Source organism: Paenibacillus sp. Soil522 (genome assembly GCF_001428245.1).
GTDB lineage: Bacteria > Bacillota > Bacilli > Paenibacillales > Paenibacillaceae > Pristimantibacillus.
Genome location: NZ_LMRV01000062.1, coordinates 11412 through 28463 on the forward strand (window position 1 = coordinate 11412; position 17052 = coordinate 28463).

Annotated in this window: 15 protein-coding genes; 14 read left to right on the plus strand and 1 reads right to left on the minus strand. The window is 45.2% G+C overall.

All coding sequences use genetic code 11. The features are described 5' to 3' along the window. The first annotated feature begins 423 nt into the window (after positions 1-423). The 6 genes from ASG81_RS20355 to ASG81_RS20380 all read left to right on the plus strand — a co-directional run bounded on the left by ASG81_RS20355 (position 424) and on the right by ASG81_RS20380 (position 7819). A complete protein-coding gene (locus tag ASG81_RS20355; RefSeq protein WP_056638438.1) occupies positions 424-2208 on the plus strand; it encodes a sensor histidine kinase in 1785 nt (594 codons plus the stop codon). 24 nt (positions 2209-2232) lie between these two features. Then, the gene (locus tag ASG81_RS20360; RefSeq protein ID WP_056638441.1) at positions 2233-3810 is read left to right on the plus strand and encodes a response regulator transcription factor; all 1578 of its coding nucleotides are present in this window, start codon (positions 2233-2235) and stop codon (positions 3808-3810) included. Positions 3811-3826: 16 nt separating this feature from the next. Further along, positions 3827-5101 carry an extracellular solute-binding protein gene (locus ASG81_RS20365; RefSeq protein WP_056638445.1) on the plus strand — a complete coding sequence of 425 codons (1275 nt, stop codon included), beginning with the start codon at positions 3827-3829 and terminating at the stop codon, positions 5099-5101. Positions 5102-5343: 242 nt separating this feature from the next. Further along, positions 5344-6063, plus strand: coding sequence for a hypothetical protein (locus ASG81_RS20370; protein WP_056638448.1), 720 nt, complete (start codon positions 5344-5346; stop codon positions 6061-6063). Positions 6064-6525: 462 nt separating this feature from the next. Beyond that, positions 6526-7446, plus strand: coding sequence for a DUF4846 domain-containing protein (locus ASG81_RS20375; protein WP_162255047.1), 921 nt, complete (start codon positions 6526-6528; stop codon positions 7444-7446). A gap of 106 nt (positions 7447-7552) precedes the next feature. Further along, the gene (locus ASG81_RS20380) at positions 7553-7819 is read left to right on the plus strand and encodes a DUF1292 domain-containing protein (protein WP_235548952.1); all 267 of its coding nucleotides are present in this window, start codon (positions 7553-7555) and stop codon (positions 7817-7819) included. 214 nt (positions 7820-8033) lie between these two features. Here the strand turns inward: ASG81_RS20380 and ASG81_RS20385 are convergent, their stop codons facing one another. After that, complete coding sequence (locus ASG81_RS20385) at positions 8034-8363, minus strand: hypothetical protein (RefSeq protein ID WP_056638454.1); 330 nt, start codon at positions 8361-8363, stop codon at positions 8034-8036. Positions 8364-8793: 430 nt separating this feature from the next. Between ASG81_RS20385 and ASG81_RS20390 the strand changes: the two genes are divergently transcribed. The 8 genes from ASG81_RS20390 to ASG81_RS20425 all read left to right on the plus strand — a co-directional run. Next, positions 8794-9303 (plus strand): TRAP transporter small permease, encoded by a 510-nt coding sequence (locus ASG81_RS20390; RefSeq protein WP_056638457.1) that lies wholly within the window; start codon positions 8794-8796, stop codon positions 9301-9303. Beyond that, complete coding sequence (locus ASG81_RS20395; RefSeq protein ID WP_056638460.1) at positions 9300-10595, plus strand: TRAP transporter large permease; 1296 nt, start codon at positions 9300-9302, stop codon at positions 10593-10595. Before ASG81_RS20390 ends, ASG81_RS20395 begins: the two co-directional genes overlap by 4 nt. A 126-nt stretch (positions 10596-10721) precedes the next feature. Next, positions 10722-11765 carry a TRAP transporter substrate-binding protein gene (locus tag ASG81_RS20400; RefSeq protein ID WP_056638463.1) on the plus strand — a complete coding sequence of 348 codons (1044 nt, stop codon included), beginning with the start codon at positions 10722-10724 and terminating at the stop codon, positions 11763-11765. A gap of 171 nt (positions 11766-11936) precedes the next feature. Continuing rightward, on the plus strand, positions 11937-13772 hold the full coding sequence (locus tag ASG81_RS20405; RefSeq protein ID WP_056638466.1) for a sensor histidine kinase: 1836 nt from the start codon (positions 11937-11939) through the stop codon (positions 13770-13772). Between the two features lie 20 nt (positions 13773-13792). After that, the gene (locus tag ASG81_RS20410) at positions 13793-14533 is read left to right on the plus strand and encodes a response regulator transcription factor (RefSeq protein ID WP_056638469.1); all 741 of its coding nucleotides are present in this window, start codon (positions 13793-13795) and stop codon (positions 14531-14533) included. 392 nt (positions 14534-14925) lie between these two features. Further along, positions 14926-15336, plus strand: coding sequence for an NUDIX hydrolase (locus ASG81_RS20415; RefSeq protein WP_056638472.1), 411 nt, complete (start codon positions 14926-14928; stop codon positions 15334-15336). Positions 15337-15861: 525 nt separating this feature from the next. Next, positions 15862-16188 (plus strand): transposase, encoded by a 327-nt coding sequence (locus ASG81_RS34090; protein WP_056638475.1) that lies wholly within the window; start codon positions 15862-15864, stop codon positions 16186-16188. Between the two features lie 44 nt (positions 16189-16232). Next, positions 16233-17052 (plus strand): DDE-type integrase/transposase/recombinase (locus ASG81_RS20425; protein ID WP_162255048.1); only part of this gene is annotated, 820 nt, incomplete at its 3' end.

The window sequence follows — 17052 nt, forward strand, 5'->3', positions numbered from 1 at the left end:
ATCAACAAATGCCGGTCGCTATCAATGATTAATTATGACTAGACAATTATAAAATAGGATGGACAGGCTGAAAACGAAGGCAGGACGGAGGTTTGAAACGATTGGCAAGCAAAAAATTAAGAGATTTACAATAAAATATAGTCTTAAAGTAGGAATGACTACAGTCATCAAAGGAATTCGTGCCTGTTAGTCAACCTTATTTATTCATTCATATCTAAAAATAGGACACTTCTTCATCATAAATTCCCTTATAATGGTATTAATAATTAAAGATACTTAACTATTTTTATTGAAATGGCAGGTGTATTTCTTTATGCAGTTTAGCAAACATAAGACACTATGCAGCTTTCCAAATCCTTCAATGGCTTATTGCAATCATAACCATGTACAATAATTGAAAGAATACAAATTAGGTGATGCGCCATGATACGAATGTTAATGAACAGCTTTTCAGCCAAAATCATACTTGCGCTTGTACTCGTGATCTTGATTCCGGTTTTCTTTACAAGCTTGTCTTACTATCTGGAATCAAATTCGATTTTGAAAAAAAATGTCCGGGAGTCTATCGTGCAAATCAGCAAACAAACGGCGGACTCGCTTTCTTCCATCATAAACGCCGGGATCAATACGTCTGATTTCTTTGCCGGCAACCCGAATATTCAGCGCGCCACGATGCACTTGAACAACAGTCCGTCTTATGAGGAGAGCTGGAATTATAAATTTATCAATAGTTTGCTGAACAATACGGTTTATTCCAACTCCTTTGTGAAGATTGTTTATGTATTTAACGAGGACGGCAGAGGTTGGGGCAGCGGCGCCTTTTCCGAGACGAAACTGAAAAGCATACGGCTGTCCGAGCTGGAGTGGGTGAAGGAGGCCAATCGCAAGGACGGGGAGCTTGTCTGGCAGGGGATTCAATTTGACCGTCTCAGCGGAGGCGGTGTCAATACAGATCTGGTTGTTCCTGTCAGCCGGGTATTGAAAAACTTTGACACGCTCGAGAATATCGGACTGGTACAGGTTCATTTGGACGGAAGTTCCATTCTCGGCACAATCGACAAGCTCAAGCTAGGGGAGACTGGAAAGTTTTTTGTCGTGGATACCGCAGGAAAGATCATGATCGACAGTGATCTTCGCTTGATCAACAAGCAAGTAGAGGATCCCGAATTATTCAAAAACATTGTGGATCATGATCGGACGGAATTTGAATTTAGCATGAACGGAGTACCTTATTACGGGGTCAAGCAGCTTCTGAGCAACGGCTGGATGATTGTCGGTACCGTTCCGGTTCAGGAAATCACCCGGCAGCTGGATCGTCTCAAATCCAGGGTTTTGCTTTCATCCGCCGTGTTCTCGATACTTGCTATCGCCATAGGATTGTTTATCTCCAATAGAGTGGTCAAGCCCGTAAATCAGCTTACCAGTGACATACGGCGTATCAAGCAAGGACATATGAAAGTAAGAACAGTGGTCCGGTCCTCCGATGAAATCGGACTTCTTGGCAATCAATTCAACCGGATGCTTGATGAAATCGAACGGTTGATGCACCAGGTGAAAGATGAGCAGAGTCAGAAGCATCATGCGGAATTGCGCGCTGTCACTCACCGAGTCCACCCGCACTTCCTTTATAATACGCTAAGCACCCTCGGGTGGTTGATTCAATCGAACCAAAACGAACGCGCTTCTGGGGTCTTGTCGGCCCTGAATCGGCTGCTTGAGGCGAATATGGGCAAAAGCGGGAACATCATAACGGTGACGGAAGAACTGGACATTATCCGAAAGTACCTGGTCATTCTCGAGCTTCGATACGAAAAAAAATTCCACCTCGAACTGGACGTGGAACCGGGCATGGAGGGAATCTTTATTCCCCGTATGCTGCTGCAGCCGCTGGTGGAAAACGCCATTTTTCATGGAATCGTCCCGAAAAAAACGGATGGCCGAATCTTGATACGGATTCGTGCGGCAGAAGGGAATATGGAGATTCTTATTTCAGATGACGGGCTGGGCATCGGGAGCCGAAAGCTGAAGCTGTTAAACGATCCGGAGACGGCTATTGCCAGCAGTGAAATCGGCATCGGTATGCGACATCTCTATGATACGCTGCGTCTTTATTACGCCGGCTATTCGGAATGGTCCATAACGGACGGCCCGGAAAAAGGCGCCACTATTCGAATTCTGTTAAAAAAGCAATTGGAATTCGTTTCATAGAAACATAGATCGGGAGGAAATGTGATGTATCGTGTACTCATTGTGGATGACGAGCCGATTATCAGCAGCGGCATCCATGCCTTTATTGATTGGGAAAAGGAGGAAATGTCGGCGGAACACGGCTGCGCAAACGGGGAGGAGGCGCTTGCCGCCCTGGAGACCCGTCACTTTGATATTCTTATCACGGACATTAAAATGCCTTTGTTAAACGGCATACAGCTTATCAGGCAGGCACTGGCGCTCTATCCTTTGCTGAAAGTTATTCTGATCAGCAACTACAGCGATTTTGAATACGTGAAAGAGGGGCTTAAGCTGGGCGCTGTCGATTATTTGTTAAAATTGACCTTGAACCGCGATGACCTTCTTGCTGTTCTTAAGCGTTGTATCTCCATGATCGAAGAAGAGCGGAGAAAGGACTACGAGCTGTTTCATTTCCGGGAGGGAGCTCTTTACAGGGAACGAAAAAGTGTCGAACAAGAAATCAAGAGATTGATCGCTCAGGAGCAATTTCCCTTATCATCAGCCGATTGGGCTCCTGGATGGTTGGAAGAGCGCTATATTTGTGCTTACCTCATGCTTGACGGAGCGGAGGAGTGGATAGAAAATCACGGATATCTTTATGTGCAGATGCTTCTGGAGGATTTGCAGGAAAGCTTTTATTTGAAGGTAAGTGAGGGTGCCGCAATGCTGGTATCCGAGAACAGTATGTTTCTTCTGTTTCCGGATCACGATGGGGAAGAGGAGAAGCGTCTGCTTCAATGGAAGCAGTCTTTGGAAACGGAATGGGGAATTTCAACGTCGGTCGGCTTCGTAATCGAGCAAGGAATATGCAGCATTCTGCATGGATTTTTCTCCAGCCGGTCAGCCTGCCAAAAGCGATTTTTCGAAGGTATAGGCGGTCTGTACCGCATGAACGGATCGGAAGAAGGCAATGAACAGTCGTTAACGGATCTGGAAGGGCAGAGGGATTGGACACCTTTCTATGAAATCATTCGCAATGGTGATCCGGTTTCCATCGCCGCTGATTTTGCGCTTGAACAATGGAAAAGAGGGGAGCAAACCCCGGATCAAGTGAAGCATGAGGCGTGCTATCTTATTTCCCGTGTTCATGAACTGCATGAGGACACAGGATCATTGCTTCCCGAACAGCTTGATCTGCTTCAGCGGGCGGAAACGTTGGAACAATTGGTATCTGATTTGATTGGCCTAATGGAGGAAATCGTGAAGCCGGTCATATCGAATCTGACGAACAGCGGATATGGCGGGCAAATGATCATCAAGGCTCTGAAATATATAGCCGATCATTATACAGAGAATTTGACATTGCAGAGTGTGGCGGATATCGTTCATCTCAATAAAAGCTATTTCAGTCTGTTATTCAAAAAACAAACGGGAAGAAATTTTATCGATTATATAATTGAACTTCGTATTCGGGAAGCAAAACGGCTTTTGGCGCAAAGTGAGAGCCGGATCTATGATGTAGCCGGAGCCGCCGGTTTTAATGATGTGAAATATTTTAGCAGAATGTTCAAAAAAGCGACGGGACTCACTCCGGTCGAATACAGGGATAAGCATCGGGCGGCTGGGTCGCAATTCAATTAGAAGGAGGTATTCCGCCATGGCCTTCCGTTCGATTTACATGATCTTCATATTGCTGGGTGTTGTATGGATTGCCGGATGCGGAAGGCAATCGGTCATCTCCGATCCGGAAATGGTTGAAACGCTGCACGGAAAAGAAATTAGCATTATTTCTTTCTGGCACACTTACAGCGATGAAGAAACCCGGGTGCTCGAGGAAGAACTTATTCCCGTTTTTGAACGACAGCGTCCGAACATTCGTGTCAATTCCATAAACCTGGCCGTAAATAATGAATTAAGGAACACCTTGATTACGCTTGCATCCTCAAACCGGGGGCCGGATGTCGTTCGGATCGAGCTAGCCTGGGTACCCGAGTTTACACATAAAGGACTTCTGGAGCCGATAAACGGATACTCCGGTTACGGGGATATCATCCGCCTTTTTCATCGGGAGGCAATGAGAGTCGGCTTTGACCAGAAGCAATTATATTCTCTGCCGCTTGATATTTACGTCAAGTCGGCCATTTTTAACCGGGAGCTTCTCGAACGGGCAGGATATTCGGAGCCTCCGCGCACGCTTCAGGATGTGATTGAGGTCGCCAGGCAAAACCGTTATACGATCGGACTCGGGGGGTGGGAGCCATGGGATACGCTTCCTTATATCTACAGCCTCGGGGGGGCTCTGATGGATGATCATTTCACCAAGTCAACCGGATTTTTAAATAGCGAAGACACAGTTCAAGCGGTCGAGGTGTTAAATTCGCTTTACAGGGAAAATCTTCTCCATTTTTCAAGTATGAACGACCGCAGCGACAATTGGATCGGAGTAAAGACAGGAAATGTGCTTATGACGGATGAAGGACCATGGTATTATAGCAAATTGGAGGGCGCCGAATTGGACCGGACCTTAAAGCAGACCGTTCCAGTACCGTTTCCGCGCGGCAATGGCTCGGCTTCAATTATGGGCGGCAATCATTTGGTCATTATGAAAGGCAGCAGAAACCCTGTTCAGGCATGGACGTTTATGAAATGGATGACGGGAAAGGAGGCACAGCTTACGATGGCGAAAACCGGATTGATCCCGACCAACCTGGAAGCGCGTTTTGCTTGGACGGTTAACCGGGATTCTTACCTTTATCCTTATGTTGAAGCCACGGATGACGCGTTTCTGCGTCCGCCGGTCAAAAACTGGGGAAATATCGAACAAGTGTATACCGGATTCATGAGTAAAATATTTCTTGGCGAATTGACCGTTCAAGAAGGATTGGACCGTGCCGCGGCGGAAATCGATATACTCTTGGGCGATACCGACTAATTTAGAACAGCCTGCTGATGCGATCGGCAGGCTGTTCAATTACGTACTATGCGGCCAAACTGGAGGATGGGATGCAGTTGCGGTAAACGGCTGTCGAATAGTTTGTGTCCGAACGGATAGAAGATTGGGAAAATCACTAAAAGATAATGTGCAGGTGTATTGATTTCGCGAATTCAAATAAAGAAACTTTTGCGAAGTTTGAAAAATAAACGTTATAAGTAAGAGTAGTCAGGAGAAAACTCATGAAAATCTTTTATGTAATATTGGAAATTATTATTTTAGTATTGATATTTTTATATTTTAAAAAACGAATTAATATTAAAAAAAATTTAGTTAGTAATCAGAATTCAACCAAATTAGGTCCAAAAGCAATAAAATTCGATTCGAATCTTGACTTGCCAGTTGAATTTGGTTATAAGTGTCAATGGTTTGCGGTTAAGACTAATGATACCCAAGCTGTATTAGAAGCAATGAAGCTAAAAAATATTCAAATCACTAATTGGAGAACTGGAATTGAAGGAGCTTACGAAGGATACTATTTTATATCTCCTCCAATTAATGGTTGGACATTAGTGATTAATTCGATTATGCCAGATTTAAGTGGAACAGAATCACCAAATCCATTAACTGTAATATCTGATTTGAGTTTGAGTTTTGGAGAGGCCTATTATTTTGGAACACATCGAGTTGTTGAGTACCATGCTTGGGCAAAATCTATTAATGGCAAGCTAGTTCGTGCCTACGGATACTTAGGAGAGACTGGAGAAACCATTATTAATCAAGGTGAAATTAGTAAAGAAGAACTTGAAAATAATCTTATTTTTACTGATTTAGATGTTGAAGAACCAAATTTACCTGACGAAGAAGATGTTTTATTTATTGCAAAGAAATGGACTGTAGATCCTCAGATGGAAAATGACAATTATCAGACTGGGACAGGGTTTATTGGAATAATAGATTAAAATGGTTTAATAAATGAAGAACACTATAAAGAAATTCGCAATATTATTATTAAATAGTCAATTTAGCCGCTTGATGAATGCTGTTAAATATTATCTTTAAAACAACAATATTTACGAAAACAGCGTTTTTAATTAAGTGTAGTTACTACTCATTGAACTCTCCCGGTATGATAGTGGAATGAAGCAGATTGCAGTGGCAGTCTGTTTTTTTCATTGAAGTAACGGGAGGTTAGTGGAAAAAGGAATATATCAGTTTGAAACATTTTATCAGATTAATCGTCTAATTTTTGAGAGGAAGTATTCTTAATGAAAAAATTTATTTTATTACTATTATCTATGTCATTTGTTGGTAGGTACATTGATTGCTTGCAAGTCTAAAAATGAAGGGGTTTCAGAAAAAACGAAGCAAGAAGCCGTTCAAGAAAAAAACATATGGATAAAAATATAAGGAGCAACCAAAAGATGATCTTACCCGGCAAACGAATGATTTTAGCAGCGATATCCACAGTTCTGGCGGTCGGATTGGCGGCGTGCAGCCCGGAACCCGACACTAAAACACTGGTTAAATCCCCCTCACTACCGGAACCCAACACCAAATTACACGTGAGATCCACCTCACTGCTGAACGAAACAGGTGATACGATCAGCGAGCGATTTACTCTCCCGGAAGGATATGAGCGTGCCGAAACGGAACCGGATTTAGAAGAAGGCACGTTCGCGGCCTACCTCCGTGATCTGCCGTTGAAGCCGCATGGCTCCAAGGTTTTTCACTACGACGGTACGGTCAAACAAAATACGCGAGCCTACACAGCCGTGATTGACATGGATATCGGGAAGAAAGATTTGCAGCAATGCGCCGATGCGGTGATGAGGTTAAGAGGCGAGTACCTGTATCAAAGCGGACATTTTGATCTAATTCGTTTTCATTTGACGAACGGTTTTCTCGTTGATTACAGCAAATGGATGCAAGGGTACCGGGTGGCGGTGGAAGGGAATGAGACGGAATGGGTGAAGAAGGCCGAGGCATCGAACACTTATGAGGATTTCCGCAAATATATGGAGTTTGTGTTCATTTATGCGGGATCGCTGTCTTTGTCGCAGGAGATGAAATCCGTCCTGGTCACGGATATGCGCATCGGCGATGTGTTCGTCCAAGGAGGGACTCCCGGCCACGCGGTCCTTGTCGTTGACATGGCAGTGCATCGGGAGACCGGGAAGAAGCTGTACATGTTGGCCCAAAGCTACATGCCGGCGCAAAACATTCAAATTTTAGCGAATCCGAACGACAAGGGATTAAGCCCGTGGTACGTGCTGGACGATCAACAAGAGGACATCCGTACACCGGAGTGGACGTTTGAGATTCGCGATCTGAAGCGGTTTTGATGCTTACGTATGAATCAATGGCGTTTTCTTGAATTACATTTAATGAATTTTTTTCAAGCTTTGTGGAAAAATATATTAGAAATAATGTGAGGGAGGGCTAAATATAGTGATTGAAAACGGTGAAGTTCTCACGCTGGTGGACGATGAGGGAGCTGAACAAGAGGTCGAGGTGTTGGGTTCTCTAGATTTGGAGAACCAACATTACATAGCAGTTGCATACTTGGACGAGCTTGAGGATGGGGAGAAGGAAAAAGAGGATCTAGATATATTCTTTCTGCAAGTCAACGAGAATGATGAGCTTTCGGTGATCGAAAATGATGAGGAATTTGAAAAAGTTTCTTCGGCTTTTGAAGCAGCTTTAGAGGAAAGATAAGGAAAAGAATATTTTCGTGGACATTAATTTTACGAATAAGCAAGTGTAAAAAAACACTAATATGAGTTTACTTACATGGCAGTTATTACGGTAACGGAGAACGATGTTGAATGATACACATTGATGAGCAGGTTCTACGGTAACCTGCTCATTTTATTATGCTAACAGGCGGGTTAATTCGAACTTATAATGTCACCAATTATAGTAATATATCTCAGATGAAAAAGACGCCGTCTACCCTTACAGGAACCTCAGCTTGCTCCGAGAGGTCCTTGACGATGTTCTTGCCCGTATCATTATTCAAAGACTGTAGGGTAGCTTGAACGGTTAGTCTGTCATCCGCACTGGCGGCTACCTCAACATTGCCCACCACATTTTCCAGCCGCACGTATTCGGTCACGTTCTGCTTAAGGAAAACGTTTAGCTCGCCATTAATGCTGTTTTTAAGAATTTGCTCATACCATTCTGAAGCTGAGTTTAACGACCCGCTGCTCGTGTCCTCGGACGGGGCGGACGGGTTGGCGCACGCGGTCAGAAGGCCCATGGAACCGACGTAGCAAGCAGTAACTTCTGATAGACTCTACGCATTTTTGTTTTTCCTCTTTGTTCCGGATAAAGCAGCCGTTATTCTACCACCAGAATACGTGGTGAAGCTTTCTTAATCACTTTGGATGATGCCCACGAATAACACAATAACAATAGCCCGGACGACACCTCATTTATTCATCCCAATAGTGAGGGTACCTTTGGGCTACCGAAAATGACCATCCTACACACTTGCATACATGTATACATCGTTATGTTTCACTCCACAATCATAGCCTCTTGATGCGGCCAACACTACCCTATTTATAGGAGTTCTAAAAAAATTACAAAAAAACCTAAAACCAATAGCATTACCAAATCCGGCTTCCTCTTTTAAACTTAGACTTTGTAAGCACTTACAATCTATCGAGAAAAAGGAGGAATTACAAATGAAGATGACCATAAAGCGTATCGCGCTTGCGATCGATTCGTTTTTCGAAAATTTCGCATTGGTTGCTATCGCATCCATGGCGATCATCGTCGCGATTCAAGTCATCACGAGAAAATTGTTCAATTTCGTGTTCTTCTGGTCGGAGGAAATAACTCTCCTCCTGATGGTTTGGTTCTCCTTCATGGGCATTGCCATCGGCTTCCGCGAGAAGCTTCACTTAGCGATGGACAGCTTTACTAACCTGTTACCGAAACGGATCAATAAGGTGCTGGATAAAGTTATCCAGGTCTGCATCTTCGCATTTGGCTTTTATTTGATTAAGAACGGCTGGGAGTTTACCGTATTGATGAATGAATCCACCCTGCCGGCAACGAAGCTGCCAAACAGTAGCATGTATCTGGTCATGCCGATTACGGGAGTCATGATTTGCGTTTACACCTTCCTGCAGTTGATCGGCATTGAGACGATCCGGCATGAGCACATCGATGAGGAGGTGCCGAAGACATGAATACGACGGCAGTCATTATACTTGCGGTATCCTTCTTTTTCTTGATTCTACTGAGGTTCCCTATTTCCATAACGTTAGCTGGATCGACGTTGATCACCCTTATCTATCTAGATCTTCCGTGGGTTGTAGTCGGACAGCGCATGATTCAAGGGATTAATTCCTTCTCGCTCTTAGCGATTCCTTTCTTCATCCTCGCCGGGCAGATTATGAGCGCCGGGGGTATGGCTATTCGGCTGGTTAACTTCGCACAGCTCTTCGTCGGCGCGGTTCGAGGCGGATTGGCGCTTGTCAACTGTGTGGCGTGTATGTTCTTCGGGAACATTTCCGGATCTGCTGCCGCTGACGTCTCCTCGATCGGTTCTGTTCTTATTCCTGCTATGAAGAAGAAAGGATACGATGCGGACTACGCCGTGGCTGTCACAACCTCCGCTTCGATCCAAGGCGTTATCTTCCCGCCCAGCCATAATCTGGTCCTGTTCTCGGTTGCAGCTGGAGGCGTATCCGTATCCAGCCTGTTCTTGGGCGGCATTGTTCCTGGCCTGGTCCTTATGTTCACGCTCATGATCATCTCTTATACGATCGCGGTCAAACGGAATTATCCGAAGGGTGAACCTATTACATGGTCGCAAGTACCGAAGATTATTCGTGACGGTTTCTTGTCCCTAATGACGGGAGTCATTATTCTCGGCGGTATATTGAGCGGTTGGTTTACGGCTACGGAAGCCGGAGCGGTTGCTTGCGTATACGCATTCATTCTCACCTTTTTCGTATATAAAGACGTTCCGCTTCGTCATGTTAGTTTAATCTTAAAAAGGACCTTCCGCACGGTTGCCATGGTGCTGTTCCTTATTGCCGCATCCGATGCTTTCGGTTGGATCCTGGCCTATTTGCAGGTACCCGCTATGCTTACCGATCTGTTTCTGAGCGTATCGGACAATCCGTATGTGATTCTCTTGATGATCAACATACTGCTGTTGCTCATCGGATTCCCAATGGATATGGCACCCATGATCCTCATCATGACTCCTATCCTTCTTCCTGTCGCCACAGCTCTTGGAATCGATCCGATCCACTTTGGGATTATCTTGATCTTAAACTGCGGTATCGGACTTATTACCCCGCCTGTCGGAACGGTATTATTTATCGGGTGCGCATTGGGCAAGGTACCAGTCAGTCAAGCAACGAAGGCTTCCTGGCCATTCTTTTTCGCGATGTGCATTGCCCTGCTGCTGGTCACTTACATTCCGCAGATATCGCTTTGGCTGCCTCATCTGGTAAACGGTACGCCATAATGATATAAATAATTGATCTAAAAAATTTACAAAAACACATAAATTTCATCGCATACGAAATGGATGCGCTTTCATCTATACTGGGAACATAAACAAATAACGAAAAATAGAGGGGAATGATCGTCAATGAAAATTAAGGCGTTTACAAGTATGATTGCGACAGTACTGGTAACGGGGACTATTCTTGCAGGCTGCGGTGCAGCAGACAAGAACGCCGGCGTCAGCGAGGCGTCACCGGCACCCGAAGGCGAACAAAAGCAACCGACATACACATTCCGTCTCGCCGAATCCCATCCTGCGGATTATCCGACGACGCTTGGAGACAAGAAATTCGCGGAGCTCGTCAATCAGAAGACCAATGGGCGCATCAAGATCGAAGTATTCCCCTCCTCCCAGCTTGGTGAAGAGAAGGCCGTTATCGAGCAGGTTCAGCTGGGTGCTATCGAATTTACCCGAGTCAGTACCGGCCCTTTGGCTGAGTTTAATAAAGCTTTTGGCGTATTCAGCTTGCCGTATATCTTTGAGAACGAAGAGCATGAATGGAACTTTCTGAACGGTCCTGATGCCCAAAAGCTGCTCGAAGGGTTGAGCGATTCGAAATTCATGGGGCTTAGCTATTATGACTCCGGCGCACGAAGCTTCTATACCCGCAAGCCGGTTACGAGCATTGAGGATCTGAAAGGAATGAAGATTCGCGTTATCCAGAATAAGGTGAACATCGACCTGATGCAAGCTCTGGGAGCAAGCGCAACTCCAATGCCATACGGCGATGTATTCAATGCTCTACAAACCGGCGTTATCGACGGAGCCGAGAATAACTGGCCAAGCTTCTACACTTCCAAGCACTATGAACAAGCCAAGAATTTTATCATGGATGCCCACCAGCGCGTACCGGAGGTGCTGATGGCGAGCAAGGTCACTTGGGATAAGCTGTCCGACGCTGATAAGCAGGCCATCAAGGAAGCAGCAATGGAATCTGTCGCTTACCAGCGCGAGCAGTGGAAGAAATTCGAGAAGGAAGCCGAAGATAAAGTCAGAGCGGCAGGCGTCACCGTTACTGACATCAGCGACCTGAAGCCTTGGCAGGAAGCGGTCAAGCCCATGATCGAAAAGTATCGTTCTGATTATAAGGAAGTTCTCGATGCCATCGAGAAAGCCAAGAACATGTAATTGTATCGACAATCGCAACATCCATAATCGGGAGGCTCACACGCCTCCCCTTTCCTTGCCTGGGCCCAAAGAATGAAGGTAATGATTCGTTGCAAAAGCTCTCACCAACGATGCTATAATGAATGAATATCACATAGCATCAGGATGCAATCAAAAGGAGAGTTGCCGGGAATGTTCTGGAGCAAGGCACGTTATTGGTTCATGCAAACTGTTTTTTTACGGAATCGTTCCCTTGTCTTAAGGCTTCTTGTCTTTTCGGCGATTCTTGTCATCATTCCGATGGTCATCGTCGGGATGATCTCCTATCAGCGATCATCCGGCGTGCTGCAGAATGAAGCCAGACAATACAGCTGGCAAATTATCGAGCAGGTGAAGTCCCATGTGGAGCATTACGTCCGAGATATTGAGATCATTGCTCTAAAGATTATCAATCATCCCGATATGGGGAAGCTTGTCAAGATGAATACCTTGGAGGAAGTCGAACACTCCCAGATTCGCCAGTCGATTATGCAGCTCCTTCAGAACTCCGCATATTCCCGCTCGGATATATCGAATATCAGCGTGTTCCTAAGTGATTTCCTGATTCTCGATCTAAGGAGCGACGACAGCATTGAGCCCCTGGCTCCATTAATGGATGAATATTGGTACAAATTAGCGCCGGCCAACGGGGAGCCCATGCTTGTCAGCCGGGTCATAAAATGGTCCGACCATACGGAACCGGTTATCTCCATCGTGAAACGGTTGGTCAGTCCTAGTACGCTTGAGCCGATTGGGATGCTCGTTATCGATGTAAATTATAAGCGCTTTCAAGAAATTGCCGATCTAGTAACGATTGGGAAGACAGGCTATATGTTCATCCTCGATTCTCAAGGGCATTATGTGTACCATCCCGTCATGTCGCAGCTCGGAAGCCAAGCACAGCTTGACGGAATGAACGAAATGCAAAAGATAGCGAACGGCTCTATCTTGTCCGCCGGCCAGGAACGGAGCTTTCTGACGTTCAGCCATTCCTCCTTTCTAGGCTGGACGCTTGTGACGGCGGTACCTTTTCGTGAATTGACAGCAGGCATCGGTTATATCGGACGAACGATCATTTGGTCAATTATCGTTACCCTCGGCGTTGCTTATTGTTTCGGAATCGGGTTGGCATCCAGCATCATTAAGCCGGTCCGCCAGCTGCAGCGGCTAATGAAGCGTGTGGAAATGGGCGATTTTACAAATAAAGCCGTAGTCTCCTCCAAGGACGAGCTCGGCATGCTCACCAACGGCTTTAATAAGATGGTGGAAAATCTGAGAGAGCTGCTGGAGCAGATTTACTTCTCCAAGTTGAAGGAGACGGAGATGACGCTGCAGCAGAAGGAAATGGAGCTAAAGATGCTGCAGGCTCAGGTCAATCCCCATTTCTTGTACAACTCGCTGGAAACGATCCGGGGTATGGCACTGGACCAGGGAATGGACGACATATCGGACATGGCTGCTTCCTTGGCCCGCTTATTGCGATATAATCTAAGGAATCCCTCCCCCTGCGTAACGCTTGGGAATGAATTGAAGATTTGCGAGATGTATCTTCGCATTCAGAAATACCGTTTCGAGGATAGGCTGGAATATGAATTTTTGATTCCGGAACGGTTCCGTAAAGAACAAATCGCAAAATTCTCGCTCCAGCCTATTATAGAGAATTGTGTGGTGCACGGTTTCGAATCAGGCAGCGGAACGAGCCGGATTCGCATTACCGCCCATTCGGATGATTCGGAGGGGGTATGGTTTATTGTAATTGAGGATACAGGAAGCGGAATATCTGAGGAACAGTTGATACGGATCCACAACAACCTTCTAGACGTCGGATCGTTACACACCGGCAATCATATCGGTCTCCAGAATGTTCACCGCAGGATTGTCCATCTGTTCGGAGATTCCTACGGTACCACTATTGAAAGCGTATTGGGCAAAGGAACGAGGGTGACCCTGCGCCTCCCCTACGGCGATGCTGTGGTCCGGACTGACTAAGATACGAGGAGGTAATCCCTATGTCCAGCATATTGCTGGTAGATGATGAGCGTTGGGTACGAACCGCTTTACGAAAGGTAATCGAACGCAGCGGACATCCGTTTCAAGTCGTGAAGGAGTGTTCCAACGGGCTGGAGGCGCTGGAATGGCTGGAGAACAACACCGCCCATGTTATTATGACGGATGTGAAAATGCCGGTTATGGACGGCATAACGCTGGTGAAGCAGCTCCAAGAACGGAAGCAACAGACCGAAGTGGTCATGATCAGCGGGTATGACGATTTCCCGTATTTGCAGTTCGCTTTACGGGCACAGGTAGTTGATTACCTGCTCAAGCCCGTTGAAGTTGATGACATGAGCAGTTGCCTGGAGACCATACAGGGGCGCCTTGCCAAAGTCGATGCCGCTAAACCTCTTGCGGCCGCAGCGGATGAGGACGAACAAGAATCGCCGATCCAGCAAGCTGTCCGTTATATCCACTCCGTTCTACCCGGAGATATAACCCTTCAGGAGGTTGCGGCAAAGGTTCATCTGAATCCTTCCTACTTAAGCCAATTGTTCAAGCAGCAGATGAAAATCAACTTCATCGATTATGTGTTGGAGCATCGTATGGAGAAAGCGAAGCAGTTTTTGTCCCAAACGACGCTTCGCGTATCTGAAATTGCCGAACGTGTTGGGTATTCGGACCTGGCCTACTTCAGCAACGCCTATAAGAGGATAACGGGAATGACCCCGTCGGAATACAGGAAAAGCAGAACGTAGAATAGAACGGCGGCTATACCTCTAGGAGTTACGGTCACCGTTTGATTTATCGCGTTATCACCAGAACTTTTCACGGTCCTGTCCCTGTACTCGAAACAATCCAAAAAGGAGCGAACTTCTTTATATAGAAAGCATATACTTCATTCCCAGTTGCCCGATCCACGTAACCTGATAATTGTTGCCCCAGATATTTTAATAGACAATATTTTGAGTTTTTATATCCCTAATAACATACAAAAAATGGAAATGGTAATAATGAGGAGGAGGAGGAGGTAGCCCAAGCGAAGGCGCGGGAGCCTCCTTTTTTATTGAATGCTAACGGGCAGCATATCACCACTAGGTAAATAGTGGTAACATAGTTTTATAAAATTGAAGAATAGGAGGACGATGAGGTGGCTCCAAAACATTTTGTTTCTGCAGCAACAATTGTACTTAATGAGCGTAACGAAATATTATTAATAAAAGGTCCTGAACGAGGTTGGGAAATGCCAGGGGGAGTGGTTGAAGAAGGTGAATCGTTGAAAAATGCAGCGATCAGGGAAACAAAGGAAGAGAGTGGTATAGATATAGAGGTAACAAAATTTTGTGGTGTTTTTCAAAATGTAAGTCAGTCTATTTGTAACACTTTATTTTTAGGTAGACCAATCGGTGGAGATTTAACAACAACTCCCGAGTCTTTGGAAGTAGGATTTTTTCCAATCGAAGTAGCATTAGAGATGGTGACTTGGGGAAATTTCAGGCAGAGAATAGAGTATTGTTTAAATGAAGAACTTCATCCATTTTATGTGGAGTTTCGACTATAATCATTACGCTCCCTCGAAATGATTCAATTTGTAGCGGGGAAGAAGGCAAATCGGTAACGGGAGAGAATAAATTGAAAAAGTGCTATTCGGTAGGTAGACATACGAAGGCGTTAGAGATACTCGAAGAGTTCTATTTTTAATGGCCCTTCTGTTAATATCTCCAAAGATGAATAGGTCCCTACCAAGGCATTCATCTCAGCTGAAGCTAATGGTATTGAAGTTGAAGAAATGAATTTATCGAAATCAACAACAACAAGACGAATAGCTTGAAAACAGAGTCTTCTCGCTTATCAAGTGAGAGGACTTTGTTTCGTGATGTAGAAGTTATACGAGGGGAAAGGTGATTGCTATTACCCCCTATTTAGACTTGGACAGTACACCCCTACTTAGATACAATGAAATCAAGCGGAGGGGAACAAGATATGAAGAAGAAACAATACGATTTAAACTTCAAGAAAATGGTGGTAGCTAAGGGGAAAGAGATTNTACTTAGATACAATGAAATCAAGCGGAGGGGAACAAGATATGAAGAAGAAACAATACGATTTAAACTTCAAGAAAATGGTGGTAGCTAAGGGGAAAGAGATTGGCAATATGACGGCGGTAGCGCGCCAACATGAGCTTGACCCAAAGATGGTTCTMAGGTGGGCTAGAGAGTTGAACCGTAAGGATTTGGATCAGTTAGATGGGAACAGTGTCAAGCCAGCCAAGTTTATTCCTACCGCGGAAGACTATGCACAACTGGAAAAAGAAAATGAAAAATTAAAGAAGCTTTTTGCGGAGCAAGCCCTAGAGCGGGATATTCTCAAAGACCTACTAAAAAAAACGAACCCGCACTTGCGGATAAAATAAAGATTKCCCAGAAATACGTTGGACAAGGACATAATATTAGCTTTGTGCTGCGTGTATTAGAGGTCGAACGATCTACGTATTATGCACAATTGAGAAGAATGCAACAAGAAGCCAAAACGATCCACAGGGTCGGCCGCCCCGCGCCTGGTTATTCGTACACACAAGACGGAAAGTTCATAAGCGATGAACAGATCTGTGAATGGATCACGGAGTTCCTGGCAGGAGAAGGAGCAGCGTACGGTTATCGAAAGCTTACGGTGCTTCTTCGAAGACGCTATAAGCTGAAGATCAACAAGAAGAAAGTTTACCGCCTATGCAAACTCATRGATGTACTTCGTCCACAGCGCAAAATCATCATCAAGTATCCCAAACGACTGGCARATAATCGCGTGATAACAGGCTCCAATCAGTTGTGGGAGGTCGATATTAAGTATGGGTGGGTTCATGGTGAGCAGCGCTTTTTCTTTCTTATGAGCATCATAGACGTGTTTGATCGTGCTATCGTTGCCTATTATATTGGATTGACCTGTGAAGCCAAGCATCTCGTTCAGATCACGCAAGAAGCGCTCATGAAGCGCCAACTCTTTGACCAAACAGATAAGCCTGTCATTCGTTCCGATAACGGMCCACAATTCATCAGCCATCGATTTGAAGAGGCCTGTACGGAATTCGCCGTGATCCACGAACGTATTCCGCCTAAAACACCGAATAAAAATGCTCATATTGAATCCTATCACGCCATCATCGAACTAGAATGCTATCGTCRCCATGAATTTGAGTCCTATCCACAGGCTTATGAAATCGTTAGTCAGTTTATTCAAGACTACAACCGCATTCGCTTACATGGCAGCATTTATGATTTCT

Coding starts and splice junctions, on each gene's coding strand:
- ASG81_RS20355 (WP_056638438.1), top strand. CDS start 424: ATGATACGAATGTTAATGAACAGCTTTTCAGCCAAAATCATACTTGCG.
- ASG81_RS20360 (WP_056638441.1), top strand. CDS start 2,233: ATGTATCGTGTACTCATTGTGGATGACGAGCCGATTATCAGCAGCGGC.
- ASG81_RS20365 (WP_056638445.1), top strand. CDS start 3,827: ATGGCCTTCCGTTCGATTTACATGATCTTCATATTGCTGGGTGTTGTA.
- ASG81_RS20370 (WP_056638448.1), top strand. CDS start 5,344: ATGAAAATCTTTTATGTAATATTGGAAATTATTATTTTAGTATTGATA.
- ASG81_RS20375 (WP_162255047.1), top strand. CDS start 6,526: ATGATCTTACCCGGCAAACGAATGATTTTAGCAGCGATATCCACAGTT.
- ASG81_RS20385 (WP_056638454.1), bottom strand. CDS start 8,363: ATGGGCCTTCTGACCGCGTGCGCCAACCCGTCCGCCCCGTCCGAGGAC.
- ASG81_RS20390 (WP_056638457.1), top strand. CDS start 8,794: ATGAAGATGACCATAAAGCGTATCGCGCTTGCGATCGATTCGTTTTTC.
- ASG81_RS20395 (WP_056638460.1), top strand. CDS start 9,300: ATGAATACGACGGCAGTCATTATACTTGCGGTATCCTTCTTTTTCTTG.
- ASG81_RS20400 (WP_056638463.1), top strand. CDS start 10,722: ATGAAAATTAAGGCGTTTACAAGTATGATTGCGACAGTACTGGTAACG.
- ASG81_RS20405 (WP_056638466.1), top strand. CDS start 11,937: ATGTTCTGGAGCAAGGCACGTTATTGGTTCATGCAAACTGTTTTTTTA.
- ASG81_RS20410 (WP_056638469.1), top strand. CDS start 13,793: ATGTCCAGCATATTGCTGGTAGATGATGAGCGTTGGGTACGAACCGCT.